Origin of the sequence: Rasiella sp. SM2506, from assembly GCF_050859505.1 — a bacterium.
Classification (GTDB): Bacteria; Bacteroidota; Bacteroidia; order Flavobacteriales; family Flavobacteriaceae; genus Marinirhabdus.
Genome location: NZ_CP193934.1, coordinates 2,677,099 through 2,697,538, shown reverse-complemented (window position 1 = coordinate 2,697,538; position 20,440 = coordinate 2,677,099). Strand labels below are relative to the sequence as shown.

The following is a 20,440-nucleotide window of genomic DNA, read 5'->3' as shown; positions in this document are numbered from 1 at the left end:
ATTTTATTTGGGGATTAAGGCTGTTAAAAATTCATTATCTATAGAGAGTGAAATGACCTACAAACTCTTTATTGTCACCATTATTGAGCTTTACTACAAACCAATAATCACCTGTTGGCAACTCTTGACCGTTATACCTTCCATCCCATGTTTCACCTACACGAATAACGGCTACTTTACGTCCGTATCGATCGTAAATAGAAGATTCTAAATTCGGATAGTCTTCAGCACAACCTGGAGCCCAGGTATCGACGACGCCGTCGTTATTAGGTGTAAAGTAATTAGGGATACAGATGGGAATGTATTCCAAATAGATGGTTGCTACAGCAACACAACCGCTACTATCGGTAACAGTAACTATATACGTTCCTGTCTCTGCTATCTCAAATATGCTGGTAGACCCATAATCCACGTCATTCAGCGTGAATTGATTGCCACCTGTACCTCCGTTTGCAATGGCGACAATTTCATTTAGTTCGCCAGGTTCCAACACGAGTGTAAGTGGCTCAAAAGATTCTATGTCGAAAAAGTCTGTAGATTGGATACATCCATTTGTATGTCTTACAAGAATATAGTTGTCTTTACTTGGTGGGAGATTGGTAAATACGTTACTAGTCTGGTAGGGTCCTCCATTTAAAGAATAATCCAGTTGGCTAAGGTCTATAGTACTTTCATCTACCGTAACGGTTACTCTATTTTCTGAAATATTATCGAAACAAATATATTCTACCTCAACAAGCGGGTTAAGTAAAACGGCTTCCGGGAATGTGATATTCCATTCAGATTCACAACCCTCACTGTCACGAACGTAGACAGTATGATCACCTCCACCCAAATTGTTAAAGTCGAAGTTTATTTGGCCTATTGCTCCTGTAATATATTCGCCATTAGGATTGTCTAATACAACACTGTAGGGCGGTGTTCCGCCAGAAATTTCAATACTGAAAGAACCGTCAACATCTCCCTCACAAATTTCTGGGAAAATTGAATCTGGAACAATTGAAAGATCTACAGCATCTGGTTCGGTAATATCAAAATTAAAAGTAGTATAGCAACCTAAGGCATCCTGTACGATAACATCATAATTTCCTGGAGCTAAATTGTTAAAAACAGGTGTATCGAAAAATTGATTCAGATTAGGAGAAATCGCATACTTAATAATACCTGTTCCACCAATTGCAGTAATAAATAAAGATCCATTGTCCTCTCCGTTACATCTAACGTTATTAATGGTATACCTAACATCCAGTGCCGTTGTAGGCTCGGTAATAGTTATAGTATCTGAAGTTTCGTTACAATCGCCACTTTCAACATACACTACATACGTTCCTGCTGGAAGCCCTGTAAATACTCCTGGGCTGGGCTGGGCTGCAGGAATTGTATTTCCTGAAGTGTCTTGCAGGATGTATATATAATTTCCTAAACCTCCTTGAGCAGTAGCTGTAATAACTCCATTGTCATCGCCCACACAATTAATAGTAGGGTTTGTTGAATCCAGAAGTATCGTTAAAGTAGGTAATGGATCGATGGTTATATCGTTCGAAACATTCGAAACACAACCATTGGCATCTCTTACATAAAAGTTGTAGGTACCTACAGGTACCGGGAAGCTTATGGATGTAGTAAACGAACCTAAAATACTACTGAAATCGGACACATTACTATATTCATAAGGTCCGGTTCCTCCTGTAGCGCTTAAAGTAAGTGTAGATTCTGTTAGACACGTTTGTGTACTTTCTACAACTAAGGCAGGGGAAACTTCAGTTGGCTGATCTATAATAATATCTAAGGAGATGAATTCACATTCGTAGCCATCCGTAATTTTCACCTGATATACACCAGCTCCTAAATCTGTAAATACATTTGAGCTTTGTGGACCGGAACTACTCGTAGTAGGGGAAAGTGTAAGTAGCGTATAGGTATAATTAAATCCTTGTCCACCCGACACAAGCGTGGCTGTTATAGAGGCATTCTGGTCGCCAAAACAGGATAGTAATGTAGTACTAGGGCTAAATACAGCCGTTATGGGGTCTGGAGCATCTAAAATTATGGTATCCGGAGTAATACACCCTTGTGCATCTCTCACATTTACGGTATACGAACCAGCTCCCAAACCAGTAAATGTATTACTAGATGAGTAGGGTACAGTAGCTGTTCCCGTTAGTTCGTACTGGTAAGGACTTGTTCCACCTGTTGCAGTTGCCGTAATAGTTCCACGGTCATCTGTACAGGTTACATTCGATGTTTCCAATACATCCAGCAGCAGAGGAGCTGAAGGAGAATCAATATTAACTACATTTGAAATCGTATCACAAAATGGCGTGTCTGTTTCAATCACAGCTACACTATAATTACCAGAGGCTAAGTTAGTAATAACCTGAGGATCTGATGACGTATTGGTAGCAACGATGCCTCCTACCGGAGTGCCAGTGCCATCCAATAATTGATACGTATAATTCCCACTATAACCATTAATGGTGAGTTCTATTTCCCCATCGGTATCCCCAAAGCAACTATTATCTACTGTTGGTACGATCACCGCATCCATAAAATCGAAAGGAGGAACTTCAAGTCCTGGTGTTAAGAAGTAACAATTGGTATCGAGATCATTCACTTGAAAATAGTACGTACCAGGTCCAGGAATATTAAATATAGGCGACGCCTGTGGTGCACCACTTGGGAGCATTTGATAGGTAAAATTACCTGAACCACCCGTAACAGTAATTTCAACACTACCTGTAGCATTACAATCTATTGGGGTTACAGTTACAAATGCTGTTGCGGTGATTACAGGTAACGGATCTACAATCACTACATCAGTTGCCACACAACCATTAGCGTCCTTAGCATATATTGAAATTGACTGTATAAGACCTGTATCGACGATTTCAAAAGTATTTGTTGTGAAATAATTTGAACCATTTATACTATAAAGATAGGGCGGAGTACCTCCAGCTTCGGTAATCGTTAAAGTAGCCGTATTTATTGAGTTATCTGGCGCACAGGCAAAATCTGTAATGGTACCTGTAACTGTTAGAAGGGTTGGCTCTCCAATACTAGCATCTTCAGTAGCAATACAATCTCTTCCAGAAGTAACTTGTACCGTATAGGTACCCGCTGCTAGTCCTGTAAATATATTCGAAGCTTGTGGTGGAATAATGATTGGTGCTGTAATTTCATATAAGTATACAGGGTTGTCGTTCCCTGGCAGGAGATTCACAGTAATAACACCATCGCTATTACCATTACAACCCACATCTGTTGTGCTCGTTGTAAATGTAACTGGTGTTGCAGCTTCAACAGTTACGGCAACGTCTACATCACAGGTAGTTGTTGCATCGGTAACTGTAACCGTATACGTTCCCGATGGTACTCCAGAAAACACATTTCCAGTTAAAACTATGGATGGTGGGTTTGGGTTTATACTATAGGTATATACTCCCGAACCTCCCGTGGCTGTAACTGTAATTTCGCCATCATCATCATCACAACTTGGTACTGCAGTAACGGCAGGTGTTATTCCTAAAGGCGATTCAATCGTAACAGTCGCTATGTTTCCACAGCCATTGGCATCTCTAACCTCAACCGTATGTATTCCAGAAGATAAATTCTGAATGGTAAAAGGTGGCGTTTGTGTTTGGAAAGCTCCACTATCAATACTAAAACTATATGGTGGTATCCCAGCGGTTGGTAGGGTAACATCTATTTCAAAATCTCCTTCATCGGTATCACATGGATTAGAAACCGTAATGGCAACCACAGGAGATGGATCTAAGGGTACTACTTCAGCAAGGCTTGAAACAACACAACCATAAGCATCCAATACGTGCACATAATACGTTCCTGCATTTACGTTAAAAGTACTTGGAACACCCCAATTTGGATCTGTAGCCAAAGGCGAACCAGGCACGGTTGTAATTTGATATAAATAAGGAGCAGTTCCATTTTGTCCTATAGCACTTATGAGTCCTGAGTCAAGGTTACAATTCGCGTTTTGATCTACCGAAACAGATAAATCAAGGGCAATGGTGGACTCGGTTATATTGAAGGGTGCGGTGGCAATCCCACAACCTATATTAGCGCCACTGGTTTCTGAAATTAATACGTAATAATTTCCAAAAGGTAATGGGCCTAAGTTGGATACAGATAATGTACCTCCGGCGGGTACGGTTCCTGTTCCGTTAATACCCGTATCTACCTGAGTTAATGCGTCGAAAATTACGTAACTCACATCTACAGGAGCCGCGTATATACTGTTTATATCAAAGGATACATTTCCGTCTGCATTTCCTGTACAGGTAATATTATTCGCTGTAAATGCTGTAGCGGTTAATGTTGAATTTGTAGGTATGGGTGTTGTTGCTTGCTCATAATAACTACACCTAGTGGATTCATCATACACGATAAATGTGTAAGTGACGCCAGGTGTAAGGTTTGTAAAAATAGTGGAAGCGCTCATTGGCGGATTTTCAGGCTGCCAAGCGCCCGCTGGAAGAGGATATACGGTTCCAGGTCCTTGATAAATAGCAAACCAAAAGGGTCCAGTACTCCCCAAACTAGAACTTACGGTTACCACAGCTGTTCCTCCGGTAGGAAGGCAATCTGCAGTTGTATCAATAACAATGTCTAAATCTGAAGGAGGGGAGGCTATCAACACATCCTGAATTAAGACAGAACACCCATTCGCATCGATGACATTAATTTGATACAGCCCAAAATTAATTACATCAAACGTGATTGGCACTGTTCCAGTAGCTCCTAAAACCGAATTGGAATACCCATCGCCAGTAACGTAGTAATCGTATGGAGCGACACCACCCGTCACGCTATTGATCGTAATTTCGCCTTCTGAAACATCTCCAGGAACACACATGAGATCAACAGTATCGTAATCAACTACAATAGGGTCTGGTTCATCTATAACAATAGTATCTGTATCGACACAGGAATTAGCATCTGTTAATGTAATGGTATAAGTTCCTGCAGGTAATCCTGACGTTTGCGTGCCATAATCTGTACCCGTAGTGTCGTTATTTACATTAATCACAAACGGAGGTGTACCCACCGTTGGGTCGAAAGTAACATTGATAGCTCCATTGGAGTCACCATTACATAAAATGTCCTGTGTTTGTGCCACTACGTCTAGTACTGGCAAGGAAATTGCGTTTACCGTTATAATATTCGATTCAGCCATACATCCGTTGGCGTCTGTAATCTGAAATTGATACGTTCCTGCTATACCCGTTGTATAGGTGAAGGGTGATCCCGTAGTTCCTAAAGAAGTATACGGAGCGCCAGAGATGGACACCTCATAGCTGAACGGTGCTGAACCACCTGAAATAGTTCCCGTAATAACAGCGTCTGGGGTAGCAGTACAATCTAAATCTTTCGTTAATACAGTATTCACGCTTAATTGTGGCGCAATTATTTCGGCAGGTAAGGTTACTTCACATCCTAATGCATCCCGGACAGTAACTATATATGTTCCTGGTATTAAGCCTGTAAAAATATTGCTTGACTGAAACGGTGCGCCATTGAGACTATATTCAAAGGGTGCAAGACCTGAAGTAACTGTAACTTCTATGGTAGCTCCGTTGGTTGTGTCATAACAAAGATCAGATATTGGGTTAATTGATGCCACAACAGGGTCTGGAGTGGTTAGATCAAAATTTTCAGAAACAGTACAACCATTACTATCTTCCACGGTTGCTGTGTAGGTGCCACTTTGCGTTAAACCTGCAAAAGTATTATTAGACTGAGGTGGCAATACGGTGGAATCAGGTAATGTGAGTGTGTAACTATTTCCACCCCAACCACCTGTAGCATTTAGTACTACGCTACCACTTTCCAAACAAGAAATAGGACTAACGTCCAGGGTGATCGTCAATGCTGCTGTAGGACCATCAATGGTAACCGAATCGGTAGCTTGGCAATTTGTTATGGTATCGGTTACAACAATAGTATAGGTTCCTGCTATTAAGCCTGTAAGCACAATAGGAGAAGTTCCAGCAACCGGAGGATTTCCGTTGATAGCATATACGAAACTGGTAGAACCAGAAACGATAAATTGTACCGAACCATTAGCATCATTAAAACAAACCACATCATTAATGGGCTGTCCTACTACTGTCAATGCTGGAAGGGGGTCAATAGTATACGATTCGTTATACAAACATTCATTTGCATCTTTTACTTCGAAGGTATACGTGCCAGACGCTAATCCAGCAAATGTTGTTGTGGTCTGGTATGGCGTAATTGCTCCTGCAGGTGCAATTATTCGATACTCTAACGGAGCAACCCCACCAGTTGTTCCCGTTATGGTAACGGTTGTGGTGTTTGTTGGACACGTAAGAGGGGTGTTGCTAAAAGTTAAATCGGTTGGAGGGTCTAATGGAAGTATTGTTATTTCATTTGTTACAAACGTACAATCATTTGCATCCTTGATAACTACCGAATATGTTCCTGGAGTGAGTCCAGTAAATATAGGGCTTGCTTGAAAATTTATCCCATCAATACTATAGGTATAGGGAGGTGTGCCACCAGTAACGCCAGTAACCGTTATGGTTCCTGTAGCTAAACAGCTATAAGGGTCTGTAAGTTCTGCAGTACCAAAAATGGGCGTAACAGAGTTAATTGTTACGATTTGTGGATCAGTAACACATACATCTGTACCAAAGGTATATTCAACTACAACGTTATAGTTTCCTGCTGTAAGTCCTGTGAAAACGGGAGCGTTAAAAAAGTTAAACCCACTATCAATACTATAGCGTAAGCTATTTCCATTAGGATTGGTAACATTAATTGTTATACTTCCTGTATCCCCTGGATCTGCACATAAGATATCGGTTTTTGTCACATTAAATTCTGGAGGTAAAGTGGCTGCAATCGTAATGGTAGTATCGGCACTACAATTATTAGAATCTACCACAGTGATATTATAGACACCTGCTGTAGTAACAACAATTTCTGGGGTTGTTTGAAAAACAGTGGTACTGTTCACAAAATAGAAATACGGTGGTGTTCCACCAACTGGATAGACAGTAATTTCGCCATCTGTACACGTAAGAGGTTGGGTAATTGCGGCAGTAACCGTGAGGATGGGTGGCTCGATTATCGTAATTTCTTCCGAATAGGTACATCCATCTTCTGTAGCAACAGTTGCCGTATAAGTTCCAGGATTTAAATTTGCAAAGAGGTAGTTATTTTCGAGTATAGGACCCACACTGTTTATGAGTGTTCCGCCTTGGTATAAAGCAAAGAAATACTGGGGCTCTACATCATTTGCTGCCAGCTGGATACTTCCCTTGTCACCATAACACAATGGCTGATTAATGTTTGTAGTAACGGTGAACTGTCGCTCTCTTACAAGTATATCTGGCACCGTGAAGACACAAGCAGTTCCTGGCACGCCCAGCTGTCTTATATACACAGTATACAATCCGGGAGTCGTAACTGTAAATATGTTGCTAGCCTGGTAGGTTATACCATCTAGGCTAAATTCATATCCAGTGGGGACATTACTCACAGTAATACTTCCGGGTGTTGTACAAATAATATCTGTGGCTGCAACTGTAGGTTCTAATACGTTTTGGTATACATTAAAGTAGAACTGATTAAAACAACCACCCTGATAATTTATAGTTAGCCTAAATTGCCCTGAAGTATTTGCGGTATAATTGTTCCCAGTAGCTACTTGATTCCAGTTACACGAATTATCCTCATTCGCACAGTCTGGGTTAGGTACCGCAGAACAACTAGATTCATCGAGTTGTTCCCAAATAATGGAAGTGGCTCCAGCTAGATCAACCGTAAGATCTCGAAAATCATTAATACCACATAAAAATATATTGGGCAATAATTTTCCATCATTAGGGCAGGTTACAACTTCGTCTGCATACGGAATGATAGGATTGGTAGTGTTACTTCCATAAAGTGTCACATTAAATTGTTCAACAATAGAGCGACACGGTGCTAAGGCTGTATTAAATGAATAGTATGTACCGGTTGCTGTAACGGTTATAGTCTGCGTTGTCCCAATCACTGGAGTACCTGTTGGACTGGTAGACCAGGAGTAGGAATCGTATCCATTTGCTGCCGTTAAATCTACGCTGGCCCCACAAAGAATTTCTTCTTGACTAAACACACAATCATCAAGATCTGCCAGAAAATTGGTCGCTTGAGGCGTTAATAGACAACCTGTATTGTCACTATAACTAGGGTCGTCTGTTATTATAAAAGTTGGGTTTAAAGTTCCTTGATAGGTTGCAAAAGCCTGATTGTTAATAATATTAGAACATGCTTCCGCTAATTGTTGACAGGTATCAACAACCTGTACTTCTATGCGTAATTCTGTAACAGGATCATTCTCTTCAACCAAATAATCTTCTATTTCAAACACAATTTCCCGTGTTGTCGCATTATAGCTTTGCACGGTAACTCCGGGAGGTAAGACTAAATCTGCAGGATAATTAAAAATAATATTAATGGGAAGAATATCTCTAATTGTAAAATTTCTAGCGTCATCATTTCCTGTGTTCTGAAAACCAATAACATAGTTAAGTTCTTGACCAAGGTTCACAGTTTGCCCGCCAATATTAGTTCCAAATTCATCTTCAACAATTTTTGTTAGTACAATATTGGGTTCAATAATATCTACAGCAAACGCAAATAAATATTGAAAATAGGTGTCTCCACCAGTCTCTAATCTAACCGTTGCGGAAGTGTCACCATTCCCAATTACAGTATTTCCGGGATTTGGAACCGTCATCACTCCCGTATCAAAACCTAAAGTGTTGGTACTATTGGGAACCCTATTATTAACAGGGTTGGCACTTAAATTGGTAACTGAACTATTGAAAAAGTTACTCACGGGACGATCCGCAGCAGAAAGGCTTACTCCGTTTAACCTCAGACGATCGTTTAAGATAGGCTTGTCACCTTCTAAGGTTGCAAAAGCTAAATTGGCTCGAACAGGTGCTGGCGCTGGAACCGTTCTGAATCCTGATATAGGAATGTCCAATGTAGGATTTGCTATCGAACTAATCGCGCTAAAACCATCGAAACTTGTAATTGATTTACCAGGTAGTGTAGGGTCTTCGTATACTACAAAAAGTGACCACCCAGCAGAATTCCCTGTGTTGTTACCATTTAATCCAGTCTCGCCAAGTAAACTAGAGACATTGGCCATTGTATAGGTCCCTAAATTATTCGCCAACCCACTAACAATAGAAGTTACATCTGCATAACACGCATATGGAAAACTATTCCCGCCATCTACTGAAGTACCGTTAGCATCAAAAATGATAGTCCCTGTAATATCATTATATCCACCCGTAGGTCCTTTAAACTTTACATTAGTAATTGGTTCATTCCCTTTTGTAACTGCACCCCAATATAAACTTGCATGCTTAATTTCATAACAATTGGGGTTCGGAATAACCAAATCGGCACTCGAGGAACTGAAAGTCGACGGGTCTCCATCAATATCAATATATTGCATATCGACATCATGATTATAAACAGAGTTGTTGTTAAATGGATTGTTGTCTGGTCCTAATATGTTATTCCCAATCAACACAATATCACCCTTAAGATCCTGATCGAATCTAGGTGTAAAAGGGACATAGTTTTGGGCATAAGATTGCAGGCACAAAAAGAGCATTGAAGCAACTAGTGCAATACAGGGGATGGTAGGTTTGTTCATAATAGTTTAGTTTCTGATTCAAGTTTTACTCCCAGAATCGATTTTAGCAGGAGGGGGGGCTTATAACTAACTATTGTACTCTATTTTTCTAATTTTATGATTGATAGTTTTTCTGTAAATGGTTCATTTCCTTTTATTTTTAATACATCATTGGCAGTTTCTATGGTTTCATATTTACCATAATAGATATAATACTTACTTGTATTTACGTCGTAGAAGAAATCTACATTTGAATGTCCAGAGGCTAGTACCTGAGTTAAAAACTCATCACGTTTTACAATGTTGGCATGTACTGCTAGTACTAGATAATATGCTTCTTCTGCATTTTCAACGTTTTTCAATATTTGAATATTTTCACTTTTATCTTCTCCAAAATCGAAATCGTCCAAGCTCAATGGTGTCTCACTAACGTTCACACTTTGTTTCAATATTTTGAGAGTAGCCCTGTCCTGCTGGTATCTATCCTCCTCATTGGTGTAAGCTGCACGCTTAATACGTCTTTTGCGCTCAAAATCTGTAGCAATTGAAATTTCTTCCAACGTAGAAACTAATTGCGCTTTAGACCGTATCGCTTTATCTTGTTCTGCTTTTAATTCGGCCAGCGCATTACGGTAATAGATATTGGTCGCATCATTCGGGTCATTTATTAATTGTATTCTCTCTTGAAGTAATGCTTCCAACTGTGCGATTTTTTTCTTCTGTGTAATGATGATCTCATCTAAGTTTATGATGATGTCCTCAATAGCACTATTTTCTTCAGTAATACTTTTAAAAGGGGCTGGTTCTACATATACTCCTTGTTCACTTAAATCATTTTCATTTTTAAGATTCTTTAAGTCTTTATCTTTAATCACTACAGAAGCTGATAAATCATTAACTAATTCCATTTGAGCCACAGCTGAATTTTCTGCTTCTTCAACCAAAATCCTGATAGAATTACCTAGCTCATCTTTTGGATTGATGATCAATTGATCAATGGCTTTTCCTTCTGCTTCCAATCGTGTTTGTTCTTCAAGAGCGAGTCTTGTCTTTTCTTCGGCTTCAAGCAATACCTGTGCTTCTGCGGCTAGTCTTGCTTTTTCTTCGGCTTCAAGCAGTAGCTGTGCTTCTGTGGCTAGTCTTGCTTTTTCTTCGGCTTCCAGCAGTAGCTGTGCTTCTGCGGCTAGTCTTGCTTTTTCTTCGGCTTCGAGCAGTAGCTGTGCTTCAGCAGCTAGTCTTGCTTTTTCTTCGGCTTCGAGCAGTAGCTGTGCTTCAGTAGCTAGCCTTGTTTTTTCTTCAGCTTCGAGCAGTAGCTGTGCTTCAGTAGCTAGCCTTGTTTTTTCTTCAGCTTCGAGTAATCCCTGCGCTTCGGCGGCTAGTCTTGCTTTTTCTTCGGCTTCGAGCAGTAGCTGTGCTTCGGCGGCTAGTCTTGCTTTTTCTTCAGCTTCCAATTGTAATTGTGCCTCGTTTGCTACTCTTGTTTCTTCTTCAGTTTTAAGTTTTTCTTTTTCTTCTGCGGCTACTCTAGGAATTTCCTCATTCCAAATATCCGGCACAGCATCTTCAAGCTCTTTTGCTGGAGTCGCTTTCGGTTTGCTGGACTTCTTTTTCTTTGTTTTTTTCTCGAAGGATATCAGGCCAGCTATTTCTTCATCCCTGCTATAATCAAAATAATTATTGTTCGGGAATATATACGCTAGTGTAAACTCGTGTGAGGAACCAAAGTCTGCTAGTCCTCCAAGGGCTTTTTCATAGTTGTATTCAATGGCAAGTTGTGATGTAATATGAAGTCCTAATCCTGCAGACGCACCGTATAAAGAATTATAACCTCCTTGCACCCAAAATCCTTTGGGCACTGTAAGCATCATGGTTCCTGAGTATATGGAGGTGTCGTCTCTAAACTCAACGCTTCCCAAGGCAGAAAATTTGCTGTCTTCAAGAAAACCATAGCCACCCATATATCCGGTGTACATTAAATGTCCTTGAATTCCACGTTTAGGATTTTCTTCTAACAGTTTCGATGTAGTGAAATTATAGACCACTAGATTATTAAGGGTAACACCAAAGTCCATAAAACCCCCACCATAGTTTATACCTGGATTCATAACCAATAGGAAGTTACTTGGAATCGTATTTAAGGATGGGTCTGGAAAATTGGTCACCACTTTACCGCTATTAATGCCACTTTTGTAGGCTCCTATATTCATACCGAATGTTAGGTTACTTTCTGTTGCCAACATGGTGTTGTACGCAAAATTTACAAGTCCTCCAAAGGTGGTTAACACCCCATAATTTTGTTGAAAAACACCTATGCCCGCGCCAATGTTCTCTGCAAATCTTCCCGAAAAATTTGCCATATAGGTTTGGGGGGCGTCTCCAAGTTGGATTAATTCTCTTTTATTATTGGCCGCAATGTATTTATTTTGCTCCCTTACAAAGCTAAAAGTAGGATTTCGCAGATATCTGTGAAACATGAGGGAATTTCTTGCAGGTAATTCAAGGCCAACCACACCATCCTCTTGTTGAGAATAGCACAGCTGCGTAGCAAAGCATAATACGAGTATGATGAGACCTATTATTTTCACGTTATTGAATGACCGTTATCGATCCTTTTTTAATGTCTTGGTTTTCTGGAATAATGATATAATAGTATACTAAGTTTACGCTAGTAAGATTCAGTTGGTCCTCAGGCCAGTTATTTGCGTATTCCTTTGTTTGAAAAACAACATCTCCCTGATTAGTAAGAATCATAACTTCGGTATTCGTGCCGCTTACATAACTTGTAGGGATCACCCATGTATCGTTTATTCCATCTCCATTGGGGCTAATAAGATTTGGAATGTTTGCTACCTCTGGAAATGGATCCGTTATTTCGCGTATTTCAAACGTAAATTCATCAAAATCTTCACAAGCCGAATTCTGAAAAACAAGTACCCGATAGCTACCAAATTCGAAGGCTTCATACGTATTGCCCGTAACATCAGGAAGCAATTCTTCGTTTAAATACCATTCAAACTCAGGATTGTTTGCTGTGGTTGTTATGGTAACTTTTAAGGATTCTCCAGTAGGTAATTCGTTTATAGCCGGAACGTCTATGCTGCTGGTAAAATCGCCACTTTCAAGATCTATAGACCCAATGGCTTGGCAATTACCAGAAACTACGGTAACCGTATAAATTCCAGACTCACTGGTTTGGTAGGTTCTTCCGGTGGCGCCTGGAATGACAGTTCCGTCCTTCGTCCAGGTGTGGCTATCACCATTCATAGTACTTAAAGTAGTAGGACCTTCGCTGGCACAAAAAGGATTGCCAGCACTCGATTCTATTGCCGTTGTGGTAGTTTGACCTGCGGTAGCTTCCGACACCATCACCCGGTTCGAAAATGAATTTGAGGTACAACTTCCATAATTGGTTTCGGCAAAATAAGTTCCTTCCTCTGTTACAGATAAGCTTTCGCTTTCTGCCACAAAAACCGATGAAGTAGGGCCTGTTTCTTTATACCAATTAAACGTTAATGACGGGAATAGGAGTGGAGACGTAGTATCCCCAAAACCTGGATTGTCTATGGTAAGCAAGTAACTACCATTAGGACAAAATGCTCCGGTAGAAACAAATTTGTTTATGGTAAAAGGAGTATCGTGTAATTTATAATACGCAGAAAACTCGTTAGAAGGCGCACTCGTTGCAGCAGGCTCGGTACTCTTTACTCTTAACTTATACCCTTCACCCGAAGTAGTTTCTGGAATGGAAAAAGTTACGGAGGCAGGGGAGGCCGTTATGGATCCAGGTGCCGAACTAAATACTACAATAGCATCTGTAAAATCGCCCTCAGCATTCGACATTTCTATGTTAAACCTATTGCCTGGAGCCAATGCCGATTCTGGATTGAAGACAAAACTAATATCGTATGCATTAAATGAATCACTCGCGCACGCCTGATTAAATTGAAGGTTTGGAGATCCAATTACCAATTGAGCCTTGGTTTGTTGTGGTATTATAACCAACACAAACAAAACGAGACAACCATAGAATTTCAGAAAAGTAGTTTTTTGCATGCGGTAGTTTTTTTTAAAATTTTAGTCGAGCTACCTAATATAATTCACTAAGGGTTTATGTTTTTTTAGTGAAGTTGTAATGGGTTTTTTATAGTATTATCCTCTGTCCATTTCTTCCAAAGCAATAATTTTATTAATTCGCAATCTAAAATCTGGACGATTCTCATTATTGGGATCTATAAAAGTTTCACTATCGGAACCTTTAGAATACACATTAAAGAAAGATTGGTTGCCATACCAATTTTCTAAATCTTCATTGTTGGTGACACCTTCAGTAAAAATATTACCGCGACATTTGTTAAAGTACATTTTACTAAACTTGATTTGCTTTAAATTTTCATGGTTCACCTGAATACTATTGTCCAGAATTACAGCTGGATTAAATCCAGAAAGAACACTTTTGGCCATCGTTAAAGAAGCATTCTTATCTATATAAACAGCCTCTCTTACCAATCCTACATCAATATCATCTTCGAGTGTCTTACTTAAATTAAGAAGTGTTAAGTTTTGTGCATCGACAATTGTTTTACTCTTTTCAATAGCTACATTAGTATCCTTATTATGGGAAGTAATATAAATACTGCTTGCACCACCAGGCTCAGACACATAGGGAGAACGCACAGCCAGTGAGTTGGTTATGGTTGCGTGGGCTCCCAAATCGAATTTAAAGTCGTTCCCGCTAGATTGAAAGGATACCAGCTTTTCTAAATTTACATCGCCTCCTGCAACATAAAAGGAATTTCCGGCGCTGTTGCTTACCATTATATTTTCGAGAGCAGTTTTATTTCCTACACCGGCGAGGGTAAGAGCATTAAAGTATCCATGTTTTTTTGTTCGCTTACCTGCGTATTCAATTCTTACAAAGCGCATAATTCCAGAGTTGCTTTCTATATTCTCGCCTCCATACTTAGTGTTTTCTATCGAAGAAGTTTTTAATCCGAAGTCGAGACCCGATTGTGTTCCAATTTTAGTAACTGGTGCATCACCTAAAATAAAGATGCCTCCCCAATCACCTTTTTTATTTATATCTCTATTTGAAGTAAATACTATAGGATCGGTTTGAGTTCCTTCTGCAATAATTGTTGCGCCATTTGTAATGGTAAGTGAAGCTTTGGTTTTATAATCGGCTAAGATTATTGTACCTGGTTCAATCGTAAGGGTCGAACTATCTGTTACAAATATATCTCCTAAGAGAAGGTATATTTCTTTCTTGTAGAGTTTCGTGTCTTTTGAAATGTTCCCGACCAAAATTTGCGTAGGCTCACCATGATCGGTAGCGACAGGTTTAAATTCCGTCCAAAAATTTAACCAGTTTTCAGAACCTTGTATACCTTTCTCTTGCTGAGCAATCACGTTGCCAAAGAAGAGAAGGCATAAAAAGAACATAAGCGGGGTAACTTGTTTCATAATACTTTATTTTATTGTTAAAAATTTTATGATATTGAGACCAAACTTAAAGGTATTTTCTATGAAATGCAAATAAAACCGATTAAAAGCACTGTTAAAATGCAATAATCATCGATAAAGTGTGTTAACTCATTTCAGTACGCTAAGATTAACATCGTTTAAGAGCAGAGGAAAGCAAAAAAACTGGTATAGAGAGCACTCTAAATATCTATAGGTCTGGTAAGACTGAATGTTTGAAAGCAGAAATAAAAACTGATTGAAAATTAAAAACCCAAATGTTAAGCATTCGTCGGATAAAAACGACGCTTATAAATTTGGGCGCAAAAAGACAAGCCATATCATATGGCGTAAAAGATTAAAAATTCTAAAACAATTAGTTTCGTTCCAGAACTATCATTAGTTGAATTCGTTATAGGTATGCAACGCTTTTAGTGTCTCTTCATAAAAGAGAATGGCTGCTACCAAGCTGGATTTATCAGAATAGGGGAGTATCAACTTCTGAAACTCGATCGTATTTTCGAAATAGGTTGTCGTAGCCTGAATGTTATCTTCTAATGCCTTCCGGTGTTCTTTCGTATCAGGAATACCAAGTGTGGACATGGTAACGCCAGGTTTTGTTGCAAAAGCGATATTCGGTAAAATTTTAATGATTATTTCGATACGGATATTATAAAGTTCTAACAATTTACCTTTATTCATATTCTGTAATTCTTCGCTAGTATGGTATTTAGCAATACTAATATTTCCACTAATAAAAGATTGTTCATCTTTTTTTTGCGCGAAGCCAATCGTTATACTTCCAAGTAAAAAAACGGTCAATAAAATGTGTCTGATTTTCATAGTCATAAATTTAAATTAGGGTCAGGGGCAATATGCTAATCATCGTCAATGTTACAAATAAATCCCACGAAATGCAAATAACATCGATAAAAAGTATGTTAATGTTAAAATTTGATTAATTGCAAGTATTTAAAATTTCAGAAGCGTCTAAATTAAATACACTAAAAATTAGGAATTTAGAAGTCCTGAGATGAACCTGTAACACATAAAATAATTTTAAACAAACAATAAAATCTATATCGCAGGAATAGCAATCACGAAACAATAAAAAACTCCTGTAAGTGTACACGTACATTTTAAAGTTTTTACGACTCCTAATTTTATAAAGAGAATAGCAATCCCCCTAAGATACTAGTAATGGAAGTTATAAATAAGTAGAACAGGGTCGTTTTCTTATAATTTCAGAAACCATTGCAACCTATAGTAAAGTTTACGAGAATAATATCAAGGCTGTCTACAATTTTAAAAACAGACTTATTCTTTAGGCTTATAGGTATGTACTGCAGTATCAAAATATCCTGAAGCATCCACAAAGTTTTCAATTTCAGTTTCGTTATAGTGATCTAGTTCAATCATTTTTTTAATGGCAACTTGCTTATCTGTTGCCTTCGTATAATAATTTTCGGCAATCGCATACCCAATATAATAGGCAAGATCCCGGGTTTCAAATTCATTTTCTTGTTGGCTCCACAGCCAATATCCATACTCTTTATGGAACATGTCTTTGGTAAAAGCCATTTTTACAGCTGCGCTATTTGCTTTACCATACAGCACTGCTGGTTGGGTGGATTCTGAACGTCCCATCGCTAAGGTTGACACAAATTCAGCTACCCCTTCCAATACTGAAATCCCCAAAAGATTACTTTCTAAATTCTGATTTTGTTGGGTGTGAATATATTCATGAACATTGTTAAGTGCAAAATTTTCTACGGCAGATTCTTTACTGGACCAAAAATCTCTAATGTAGTTAAGCGACTCGGGGAGTTCATGTACGGTAACATTCTTGTCTCCAAAAGCAGTTTCTACACCAATTAAAACCTTGTTATCCATTGTAGTGCCTCCCGTACGGAACACGCCAACCGAAAAATAAACTTCGGCAGGCTTGGCATCCGGATAAATTTCTTTAAGTTTTTTTATCCCAGATTCAATTTCCTGAGATAGGTTTTTAGATTGGTAGGTATTTTCTCTAATGCTTTCCCACAATAACGGATAGCTTCTAATTGCATGTACATATTCTTCGGGACTGTAACGCCTGGCTTCTCTAATAGCAACCAATCCAGGAGTTCCCGGACGTATAAAAAACGAATCTAGTAAAGCAAGATGTTTTGTGGTATCGGCTTCTTTCCGAATGGCATCATGGGCTTTCCAAAAATTATCTACATCTTGAGTAAATACAATTTGAGGACTATTTGGAGTTTCTTTTGTACTGCTTTTGGTATTTGTTTCCTTGCAAGAAAAGGAGGTTAATAATAAAAGTGCCAGAAGGTTCAACTTAAAATTCATAGTAGCTAGCGTATGGTTATGCACTAAAGATACCCTAATACATTAATTGTTACAGTACTAGCATATCATTATTACAATTAATTACGTTTGTAGTAAAACGCTACCTTTTGGTATTCCCCGTCCACGGTTCCTTCAATCCATGCGTGTATAGAATCTTTTACAGGATTAGCATACGATATTCTTGAGGGGAAATCATGTTGTAAATTTTCAAAAATAAACGTGCCTTTATCTGATGGAATCATTTTAAAAGTAACAGGCGTATCATCGTTTTGATTATAGGCGATCACCGTAAAGAAAACATCGTTGTTATTTTGCTGAAGGGTTACACGCTCCTCAAAAACTGTATCTGTTTCAACAAGTATAAAACTGTGTGCTTTTAAGGTACTGTCATTAGCTTGTGTCCAATTTTCATAGAAGTGTTCTTTTTCAGTACTATGAGTCCAATCACCAACCAACCAGGCTAACTTCTCAATAGTTTCAAATTGTTTTTCTACTAGGGCATCTCCCAAGATTCTGTTGTCTTTACTTCCCTTTTCGCAAGCAATTAATAAGAATACTGCTGAAATGCACAAAAATAATAGGTTTTTCATTGTATAAAATGATAGGATAATTTCCACTCTTGAAAATGGATGTTTATAAATTCCAACATGGTATCACCTATTGGCGGGTGTAAGATTTCATATAATTAAATACCAAAACATCGCTTGACTTAATACGAAATCGTCTGTTTAGAATCTGTTTTTGGATATATATGTAAAATTTTTTATAGTATTTTCATACTACAAGGCTGTAAATTGATAGAGTATATCCTTTAAAACAAACAGTTACCATAATTTTTAAGAAAAACATATGTTTTTCTTAAAAATTTTTAAACTACAAATTATCGCCGTACCTTATCCCCCTTAACATGTAAAATATAAATGGGTAGATCACAACAAACATTTAGTAAGACTGAAAAAGAAAAAAAGCGCTTAAAGAAGCGTGAAGACAAGAAAAAGAAAATGGATGCTCGTAAGGCCGATAAAGAAGAGAACGGCACTAGCGGTATCGACTTTGTCTATGTAGATCATATGGGTAATTTGGTAGATACGCCACCAGATCCTTCCAAAAAGGTGAAGGTAGATGCAGAGGAAATAGTGCTGGGTATCCCTAAGAAAGAAGATTCTGACGACGATAAGTTTGATCCTGTACGTATTGGTACCGTAAACTTTTTTGATCATTCAAAGGGATTCGGTTTTATAGTAGACAATGAAAATAGCGAAAAATACTTCTGCCACGTAAGCGGACTTATAGACGAAATTACCGAAGGTAACAAAGTCTCTTTCGAGCTTGAAAAAGGTCAAAGAGGTATGAATGCTGTAAAAGTAAAGTTAGAAAAATAACTAAACACATCAGTAGAGAAAAGCTTTCAGCAAACCAATTCAGGTAGCTGAAAGCTTTTTTTTTTGATAAAAAAGTATAGTTTTAATTGACCTTACTATAAGGTCGAATAAAAAAACTATTAGTTTCTTATGATACAAGACACTACGTTAATAGGCAATTTTTGTTTTGTATTCATTTGACCTAAAATGATTACTTCTATTAAAATAAAATCTGCTTTCCAAATAGAGGCTACTGCGAGGGTTCATCACCCATGTGTCTGGAAAAAGGAGATCTTCTCCTTAATGAGACCGATATTTGGCTGGGAAATATTCACGGATGCGACTTTTATAGGTCCCAGGATCAGTTTCAGTACTGGCAACACACTCAATTAACTGTAGAAGTAACCAAAGGAAGGGGTTCCAGTTTTTCGCTGGAAATCCCTCTTGGGGTACGATTTATTATAAAATCCAGATTATTTACTTCAAAAGAAAGTGAAAATTTACCAAAAACAAAAACAGGAGCCGATTTCTGAATTTATTTTCATTTCTTTTAAAACACAAATAAGTAGAGGTGTTTTTAAAACAGCTGAATACAAAAGTAAAAGAAGTAACTAACTTATTTTCAATAATATAAATAGTATTATTTGCGAATATTCACACCTTAATCAGTAAAGAAATACAAATAAAAGGGAGTGAAGTCTTTAGTAATATGGTAATAAAATGGTAGTGATTTAAATAATAAATAAGATAAATGATTGTTTTTTAAATAAATGGCGTCATCTTTGCAGAATATTAAAATATTAATAAATTAAATTATAGTAAAATGAGTAGAGGAACAGTAAAATTTTTCAACGATACCAAAGGTTTTGGTTTTATCACTGAAGAAGGAGTTGAAAAAGATCACTTTGTACACATTTCTGGATTAATCGATGAGATTAGAGAAGGTGACGAAGTTGAATTTGAACTTAAAGAAGGAAACAAAGGATTAAACGCGGTTAACGTAAAAGTTGTCTAAGTAACATCCATATAGTTAAAAAAAGAGCCCATCATAATTGATGGGCTTTTTTAATGCCAATAACGAACGTAAATCCATTAAAAATAAGTAGTTTCGCGCCCTAATAAAATCCCTGATTATGAAGCGCATACACGAGTACAAGAAATTATTTGGAATTGAAAAGGAAATCGAACTTAAGTCCCTTAAAAAGAGCTATCGGGACTTAGTGAAAGAATGGCATCCAGATAAATTTCAAGAAGGAGATGCATTACAGCAAGAAGCCGAAACACAAAGCCGAAAAATTATAGACGGCTATCACTTCTTAGTGAGCATGGCGCCAGAAACAAAGGAGAAAAACCTACCAGAGTATACGGAAACAATTACTAATGCCGCTATTGCAGATTACCAACATAAAGGTTTATTATTAGAAATCACCTTCACAGACGGGACCACCTATGAGTATTTTGGAGTAACTAAACCTGTATACCTTAAAATGATAAATGCAGGGAACCTCAATCGATTTGCAAAACGTAGCATCTACCCAAAATACACCTACCGTAAATCGAAACGTATCCTTCAGGAAGCATAAGCAGATATCCA

Annotated in this window: 11 protein-coding genes; 4 read left to right on the top strand and 7 right to left on the bottom strand. The window is 38.2% G+C overall.

All coding sequences use genetic code 11. From position 1 onward, the window contains the following. Positions 1 to 34: 34 nt before the first annotated feature. From ACQ2HF_RS12190 to ACQ2HF_RS12160, 7 genes are all read right to left on the bottom strand, one after another. On the bottom strand, positions 35 to 9,703 hold the full coding sequence (locus tag ACQ2HF_RS12190) for a T9SS type B sorting domain-containing protein (protein WP_432410694.1): 9,669 nt from the start codon (positions 9,701 to 9,703) through the stop codon (positions 35 to 37). An 80-nt stretch (positions 9,704 to 9,783) separates the two neighbouring features. After that, complete coding sequence (locus tag ACQ2HF_RS12185; RefSeq protein ID WP_432410693.1) at positions 9,784 to 12,267, bottom strand: PorP/SprF family type IX secretion system membrane protein; 2,484 nt, start codon at positions 12,265 to 12,267, stop codon at positions 9,784 to 9,786. A 1-nt stretch (position 12,268) separates the two neighbouring features. Beyond that, entirely contained in the window at positions 12,269 to 13,735 is a 1,467-nt protein-coding gene (locus ACQ2HF_RS12180; protein ID WP_432410692.1) for a gliding motility-associated C-terminal domain-containing protein, read from the bottom strand. Between the two features lie 96 nt (positions 13,736 to 13,831). Further along, complete coding sequence (locus ACQ2HF_RS12175; RefSeq protein WP_432410691.1) at positions 13,832 to 15,142, bottom strand: hypothetical protein; 1,311 nt, start codon at positions 15,140 to 15,142, stop codon at positions 13,832 to 13,834. 396 nt (positions 15,143 to 15,538) lie between these two features. After that, a complete protein-coding gene (locus tag ACQ2HF_RS12170) occupies positions 15,539 to 15,982 on the bottom strand; it encodes a hypothetical protein (protein ID WP_432410690.1) in 444 nt (147 codons plus the stop codon). A gap of 474 nt (positions 15,983 to 16,456) precedes the next feature. After that, the gene (locus ACQ2HF_RS12165; protein ID WP_432410689.1) at positions 16,457 to 17,485 is read right to left on the bottom strand and encodes a hypothetical protein; all 1,029 of its coding nucleotides are present in this window, start codon (positions 17,483 to 17,485) and stop codon (positions 16,457 to 16,459) included. A gap of 77 nt (positions 17,486 to 17,562) precedes the next feature. Further along, a complete protein-coding gene (locus ACQ2HF_RS12160) occupies positions 17,563 to 18,075 on the bottom strand; it encodes a DUF6265 family protein (protein WP_432410688.1) in 513 nt (170 codons plus the stop codon). A gap of 330 nt (positions 18,076 to 18,405) precedes the next feature. On the opposite strand from ACQ2HF_RS12160, the gene ACQ2HF_RS12155 reads away from it, so the two are divergent. The 4 genes from ACQ2HF_RS12155 to ACQ2HF_RS12140 all read left to right on the top strand — a co-directional run bounded on the left by ACQ2HF_RS12155 (position 18,406) and on the right by ACQ2HF_RS12140 (position 20,429). Then, a complete protein-coding gene (locus ACQ2HF_RS12155) occupies positions 18,406 to 18,867 on the top strand; it encodes a cold-shock protein (protein WP_432410687.1) in 462 nt (153 codons plus the stop codon). Positions 18,868 to 19,076: 209 nt separating this feature from the next. After that, on the top strand, positions 19,077 to 19,379 hold the full coding sequence (locus ACQ2HF_RS12150; protein ID WP_432413092.1) for a DUF779 domain-containing protein: 303 nt from the start codon (positions 19,077 to 19,079) through the stop codon (positions 19,377 to 19,379). 290 nt (positions 19,380 to 19,669) lie between these two features. Continuing rightward, a complete protein-coding gene (locus tag ACQ2HF_RS12145) occupies positions 19,670 to 19,861 on the top strand; it encodes a cold-shock protein (RefSeq protein ID WP_432410686.1) in 192 nt (63 codons plus the stop codon). A gap of 118 nt (positions 19,862 to 19,979) precedes the next feature. After that, the gene (locus tag ACQ2HF_RS12140; protein WP_432410685.1) at positions 19,980 to 20,429 is read left to right on the top strand and encodes a KTSC domain-containing protein; all 450 of its coding nucleotides are present in this window, start codon (positions 19,980 to 19,982) and stop codon (positions 20,427 to 20,429) included. Positions 20,430 to 20,440: the final 11 nt, after the last annotated feature.